Annotated in this window: 7 protein-coding genes and 1 tRNA gene; 3 read left to right on the top strand and 5 right to left on the bottom strand. The window is 61.2% G+C overall.

What is annotated here, in order from left to right; genetic code table 11:
• The 3 genes from trmFO to EOA29_RS21410 all read right to left on the bottom strand — a co-directional run.
• The coding region (trmFO, locus tag EOA29_RS21420) for a methylenetetrahydrofolate--tRNA-(uracil(54)-C(5))-methyltransferase (FADH(2)-oxidizing) TrmFO (protein ID WP_127221444.1) at nt 1-534 on the bottom strand (534 nt) is incomplete at its 3' end.
• Between the two features lie 451 nt (nt 535-985).
• A complete protein-coding gene (locus EOA29_RS21415; protein WP_126093414.1) occupies nt 986-1,126 on the bottom strand; it encodes a DUF1127 domain-containing protein in 141 nt (46 codons plus the stop codon).
• A gap of 50 nt (nt 1,127-1,176) precedes the next feature.
• Entirely contained in the window at nt 1,177-1,317 is a 141-nt protein-coding gene (locus EOA29_RS21410; protein WP_082056373.1) for a DUF1127 domain-containing protein, read from the bottom strand.
• Nucleotides 1,318-1,551: 234 nt separating this feature from the next.
• Here EOA29_RS21410 and EOA29_RS21405 point away from each other — a divergent pair, with 234 nt between their 5' ends.
• On the top strand, nt 1,552-2,670 hold the full coding sequence (locus EOA29_RS21405) for a DUF2157 domain-containing protein (protein ID WP_126093415.1): 1,119 nt from the start codon (nt 1,552-1,554) through the stop codon (nt 2,668-2,670).
• Entirely contained in the window at nt 2,667-3,248 is a 582-nt protein-coding gene (locus EOA29_RS21400) for a GDYXXLXY domain-containing protein (protein WP_126093416.1), read from the top strand. Before EOA29_RS21405 ends, EOA29_RS21400 begins: the two co-directional genes overlap by 4 nt.
• A 51-nt stretch (nt 3,249-3,299) precedes the next feature.
• On the opposite strand, the gene EOA29_RS21395 is transcribed toward EOA29_RS21400, so the two are convergent.
• Entirely contained in the window at nt 3,300-4,232 is a 933-nt protein-coding gene (locus EOA29_RS21395; RefSeq protein ID WP_126093417.1) for a hypothetical protein, read from the bottom strand.
• Nucleotides 4,233-4,566: 334 nt separating this feature from the next.
• A tRNA-Leu gene (locus tag EOA29_RS21390) sits at nt 4,567-4,651 on the bottom strand.
• A gap of 359 nt (nt 4,652-5,010) precedes the next feature.
• On the opposite strand from EOA29_RS21390, the gene tig reads away from it, so the two are divergent.
• A partial coding sequence (gene tig / locus EOA29_RS21385) for a trigger factor (RefSeq protein ID WP_127221442.1) occupies nt 5,011-6,376 on the top strand: 1,366 nt, incomplete at its 3' end.

Here is a 6,376-nt window from a genome sequence, read left to right as displayed (position 1 = left end):
GTTCATGTCGATCGTGTCGAAATGAACGATCGGCGCGATGGCGTCGAAGAAGGCGAGCGCATCGGCGCCCGTGGCCTCGGCGATCGACTGGGCAAGCGAGGGCGCCGTCAGCGGGCCGGTGGCGACGATCGTCTGGTCCCACTCCGCCGGCGGCAGGCCAGGCAATTCCTCGCGGACGATGGTGATCAGCGGGTGGGCGTTGATCTTCGCGGTGACCGCATCGGAGAAGGCGTCACGGTCGACGGCGAGCGCGCCGCCAGCCGGCACCTGGTGAGCGTCGCCGGCGCTCATGATCAGCGAGCCGGCAAGCCGCATTTCGGCGTGCAGCAGGCCCACCGCATTGGTCTCGGCGTCGTCCGAGCGAAACGAGTTGGAGCAGACGAGCTCGGCCAGCCCGTCGGTCTTGTGGGCATCGGTGCCGCGCACCGGGCGCATTTCGTGCAGCACGACCGGAACGCCGGCCTCGGCGATTTGCCATGCCGCCTCGGAGCCGGCGAGGCCACCACCGATGACGTGAACGGGATCTTTGCTCATGAGCGCCGGAATAGTCGCTTGGCGCGGCGAATGCAATTGCCGGCTTCGGCGGGCTGGTGCGGGAAGACTGCCCCCTAGCTATTTGTTTTACGCAATTCCGGACGAGGCTTACGGCGACGTCGCCGAGCCCAACCGCTGCACACTTTTTCTGGAATTGCTCCAAAAACAACAACACCCGCCGGGGGAGGAGGTCCGGCGGGTGTCGTTTTGGGGGTCGATCCTCGGGAGGAGGTGAAGATCGACCGTATTCGCCATCGCCGGGGAGGAGGTCGGCTTTGACGAAATTCCTTCCGCCACATGTTGAAAAGGGGCGGAACCTTTTGGAGAACAACGCCCGCCGGGGGAGGAGGTCCGGCGGGCGCCGTTTCGGTGGTCAACCCTCGGGAGGAGGTGAGGGTTGGCCGTATCCGTCAGGGTCGGGGAGGAGGTCGACCCTGGCGAAATGCCTTGCTTAGACCGCCTTGCGGGCGATCGTCTTGATCTCGTCGCGAACGATACCGAGATCGTAGAGCTGGCGGTTCGAAAGCCGACCCAGCTCGGAAACCGTCTCGCGATAAACGCGCCAGTTACGGTAGCTGCGGATCAGGTTCATTGTCTTACTCTTCTCAAAACTGGTTCGGACCATTCGCGGTCCGAAGCGGATTAGACCGCCTTGCGGGCGACGTAGTGGATGTCGCTGCGGCTGATGCCGAGGTCGGTCAGTTCACGGTTCGACAGGCGGTTCAGCTCGGAAACGGTTTCCCGGTAGCGGCGCCAGTTGCGGTAGTTGCGGATCAGGTTCATGGTAGTGCTCGTTTCGTCTTTAGTTCGGATCATTCCGTTTGTGTACGAACAGAAAATAGGTCGGATCATATCGGTTTAAAAGTGTCATTGGCGCATGGCAGCAATGCAAATTGTGCAATGCAACATTAACGACCCTTCACGCTTGCGACACAAAGAAGACCGAATCGGAAAATGCCGCTGCATCAACGGTTTGGCCCTTGCGGCTAAAAAAATGACCAAGCTTGGGGGAAACGCATGGCGGGCTATGCGACACGGGTGAGGGCGGATATTGCCCGCTGGCGGGAGGCGGGCCTGATTGATGCGGCGACGGCCGATGCATTGGCGCGCGACGTGGCCGCCAACGAGCGCACCTCGCTGAGCTTCGGCTCGATCCTGGCGATGATGGCCGCACTGCTGTTCGGCGCTGCGATACTCATCTTCGTGGCCGCCAACTGGGAAGCCATTCCCCGGCTGGCGCGCGTGGCAGCGCTGTTTGCCGTCATCGTCGGCGGCTATGTCGGCGGTGCGTTGCTGAAGACACGCGATCACGCGGCGATCGGCGAGGCGCTGTGGGTCGTCGCCGCCGCGGCCTTCGGCGGATCGATCGCGCTGATCGGCCAGATGTATCACCTGTCGGGAGACGAGGCCGCGGCGCTGCTGACCTGGTGCGCCGGCACCGCGCTGGCGGCGGTCGCATTGCGCTCGAACCCCCTCACCGTGGCTGCGGTCGGCATCGCCGATGCCTGGTTGTTCCTCAAATGGGGCGGATTTTTCCGCCGGGCCGAGTTTCCCTATCTCTTCGCGGCAATTGCGCTGGTGCTGTTTGCCATTTCATTCTGGACACGCAGCCAGGCGGCGCGACACCTGATCGTCCTGTCGATCCTGTTCTATCTCGTGCTGCTGGCGATAGATCACAACACGCTGCAAGTCGCCATTCCGCTCGTGCTCGTCTCGGCGGCGCTGTTCGCGGCTGCGATCTTCGCGGCGGAACCCGTCGACAGGATCGTGCAGCTCGGCGGCCGGCTGCCCTTGCACGCGCTTATCGGTTTTCTCGCCGGCCTGGCGATGGTCCAGTTCGAACTGGGCGATGAGGCGAGCTACAACAGCGGCTTTGCGATTGCCTCAGCGACCGCGCTTGCAGGCATCGTCGCGGCGATCATGCTGGGCGGTCGTGAGAGCAGGGGCTTGCGCTGGGTGGCCTATGCCGGCTTCGCCTTCGAACTCGCCATCATCTATGTTGTGATGTTGCAGTCGATGCTAGGCACGGCCGGCTTCTTCCTGTCCGCGGCCGTGCTGCTGGGGATACTGGCGCTGGTCATCATCCGCGTCGAAAAGCGCATGAAGACGCCTGCCGGGGGAGGAGCAGCGGCATGACCGGGAAAAGACTGATCATCTCGGCGCTGGTGCTGGCGCTTTTCCAGATCGGCTTCCTGAGCTGGATCATTGCCGGACGCGCGGCGATCCTGCGCAACGGCAAGGAAGTGGTTTTGAAGATCGAGCCTGTGGACCCACGCGATCTTCTGCGCGGCGACTACATCTCGCTTGGCTATGACATATCGCGCATCCCGGTGAGGCTCATCGCCAACATTCCGCCAGGCAAGTTCACCAGCAACGATTCCGAGCTCGTCGTCAGGTTGAAGAAGGGTGCCGACGGCTACTGGCAGCCGAGCGCGGCATGGTTCGATCAGGCGCCGGCGCCTGCCGCTTCCGATGAGGCCGACATTGTCGGCCATGTGGCGGATGGCTGGGATCTACGCTCACCCAACATGACGATCGCGCCGGAATACGGGATCGAGCGCTTCTATCTGCCCGAAGGCCAGGGCGTGGCGATCCAGAATGACATGCGCGTGCGGCCGTTCGGCATCAAGCTGGCGCTGTCAGCCAACGGCGCGGCGCAGATCAAGGCGCTCATGGACGGCAGCAAGACGCTGTTCGAGGAGCCGCTTTATTAGTGTGTACGGCCTTGGCGTGAGCGCGACGGTCCGCCTGAACGGTGGTCTCGGTTATCGCTGAACACTGCCTGTCTCTGCGATGATTTTGAGATAGGGACCAATCGAAATCGTATAGCTAAAGTTTGCTACGCCTTTTTCCTGCTTGTGTATCGAGGGGCTGCGTACAACCCAGTCATAGACGCCCGAGACAATGCAGCGATCGTCAACGCAGTTGACCATAATGCTGTCATTGCGGACGCTATATCCGCGTTCAGGCCATCGCTGATAATAGTTCCTCTTGTCCTGAATGATCGAGCTCAGGTTCGTCAACTTGCCATAATAGTCGACCGTGGGAGCGTAGGACGCCTGAGCTTGAGCAAGAGCGAAATCGTCGTTGTCGCCATGATGCTCGATGAGATCCTTGACGAAGGCGACCGCTACGCTTTCCGGCTGTTGCGTGGCATCGGGTACAGGGGAAGGCACGGGCGCGGGATTTGGCCTCGCAGACATCTGCGATGTATCTGCCGGCGATTGGCTCGTTTCGGCATTGGTCACGCGCAAGTCAGCCATTTCGCTCGCCGACAGGTATCTTATATCATGCTTGCCGTAGCTCGAAGCCAATTCCATCAGCTTGGGATCCACTCCCATCTCGACTACATAGGCTAGGACTGCGGCCGTTCCGAGCTGGACACGGGCGTCAGCCTCTTCGTTGGACATCCCGTCAGCCGGTTTGAGGAACGGCCGGTGAATACCGATAGAACCTGGTTCGGCAATACGGTGGACGCCACCCAAGAAGGCCAGTGAGCAGGCCGAAGCGCACTGCAATTGGCGAACCTGAAGCGTATCCAACCCTGCCGCGCGGATCATGCGCCCCAGCCGAATCGCACTGCCGACATTGCCGCCGGGCGAGTTGAATACGATCACCCTGGCCCCGCTGCTCGCAACCGCGTTGCCTAAGGCGTTCACGGGTTCGTTGGCGCCAAATTCACCGGAGACAACAAGCATCGGCTGCCCGCCCGGAGAGGAGGCCGCAGTGTACTCTAAAGCCTCAACCTGACATGTCGCTGCGGCGACAGCTGACCCAACCCCTAGAACCAGAGAAACGACGCGCACAACCTGACAGAGCCCCAACCCACCTGCTGCAACTAAGAACCTGTTAACGGGCTATTTCAAGTGCATCGGATAGGCAAAAAGCGGAATTGTCTCCGCGGGCGTAAGGCCTTGCTCGCGCCGCCAGGAATTGATTGCTCCGGTCGTTCTTTTGCCAAGGCTTCGGAGAGGCCCTTTTGCTCACTGATCTTCAGGTGGCTCGTCGCCCGAAGCTCGTCAGAGCGAAGGATGGTGCGGATGAAGGGACTCGAACCCCCACGCCTTTCGGCACTGGAACCTAAATCCAGGGCGTCTACCAATTCCGCCACATCCGCGTTCCCCGGCAATCCCATGTAGCCATCATTCTGTCAATGTGAGGGTCCAAATGGGTCGGGGTCCAAATGGCCGTCATTCGCCTAATCGCGAAGATAGTTGAAAATTAGCCTAGCCTGTGACAAAAGGCGTGTCGAATGTGACGGGACGCGACTATCCGCTTCTGCAGAATGCAAGAAGAAGTAGGAAAAACAAAGACTTCTTCACATTTTGGAAGCGTAGTTCAGGAGAGTTTGAGCCGCGACAGCGGTCAGATCACCGGGTTCCGTACCAAAAGCCATTTCCGGCAAGATTATACCGGCAGGCTGTGAACGGCTAGGAACCGTTTGGCAGCCTCATTGGTGAAAACAAAGGTTTTAGGATGCAGGTCACCGAAACGCTCAACTCCGGTCTCAAGCGCGAGATCAAGATCACCGTGCCGGCCGGTGACATGGAAGCCAAGCTGATGGCGCGGCTCAACGACGCCCGCGACAAGGTGCGGATCAACGGCTTCCGCCCGGGCAAGGTGCCGGTGCAGCACCTGCGCAAGGTGTACGGCAAGTCGTTCATGGCCGAAGTCGTCAACGAGATCCTCAACGACTCGACCCGCTCGATCATCTCGGGCCGCGGCGAAAAGGCTGCCATGCAGCCCGAAGTGATCATGACCGAGGACGAGAAGGAAGCCGAGAAGATCCTGGCCGGCGGCGCCGACTTCGAGTTCCGTCTCAATTACGAAGTCATCCCGGCGATCGAGATCAAGGATTTCTCCGACATCAAGGTGACGCGCCAGGTTTACGACGTGCCGGGGTCGGAAGTCGAAGACCAGGTGAAGCGCGTCGCCGAATCCGCGCGCAGCTACGAGCCTAAGGATGGCAAGGCCGCCGGAGGCGACCGCGTGACCATCGACTATGTCGGCAAGATCGGCGGCGAGGCCTTTGCCGGCGGCGCCGGCACGGACCAGCCGCTGGTGCTGGGCTCCAAGGAGTTCATCCCGGGCTTCGAGGATCAACTGATCGGCACCAAGGCCGGTGACGAGAAGTTGGTCACCGTCACCTTCCCCGAGAACTACCAGGCGGCGCATCTGGCCGGCAAGGAAGCCACCTTCGACGTCACCGTCAAGGAAGTGGCGAAGCCCGGCGAACTCGAAGTCACTGACGAGACCGCCAAGAACCTTGGCCTGGAATCGCTGGAGCGTCTTCGCGAGATCGTGCGCGGCCAGATCGAGAACCAGTTCGGTTCGATGACCCGCCAGAAGGTGAAGCGCCAGCTGCTCGACCAGCTCGACGCCGCCTACTCCTTCGAGGCGCCGTCGAAGCTCGTCGAAGCCGAGTTCAACAACATCTGGGCGCAGGTCAACCGAGACCTCGAAGCGGCCAGCCGTACCTTCGCCGACGAGGAGACCACGGAAGAAGAGGCGCGCGCCGAATATATGCGTCTTGCCGAACGCCGCGTGCGTCTCGGCCTGGTTCTCGCCGAGATCGGCGAGAAGGCCGGCGTCACCGTGTCGGACGAGGAGTTGCAGCGCGGCCTGTTCGAACAGGTTCGCCGCTTCCCGGCCAACCAGCAGCAGGAAGCCTTCGAGTTCTATCGCAACAACCCGGAGGCGATCAATTCGCTGCGCGCGCCAATGTTCGAGGAAAAGGTCGTCGATTATCTGCTCGGCCAGATCTCGGTAAACGACGTCAAGGTCAGCAAGGAAGAGCTGATGGCCGACGACGAGGAGGCAGAGACCGCGACCAAGGCGAAGC

Origin of the sequence: Mesorhizobium sp. M1E.F.Ca.ET.063.01.1.1, assembly GCF_003998155.1 — a bacterium.
Classification (GTDB): Bacteria; Pseudomonadota; Alphaproteobacteria; order Rhizobiales; family Rhizobiaceae; genus Mesorhizobium.
The sequence above is the reverse complement of the archived record's forward strand: the minus strand, read 5'-3'. Positions and strand labels throughout refer to the sequence as shown.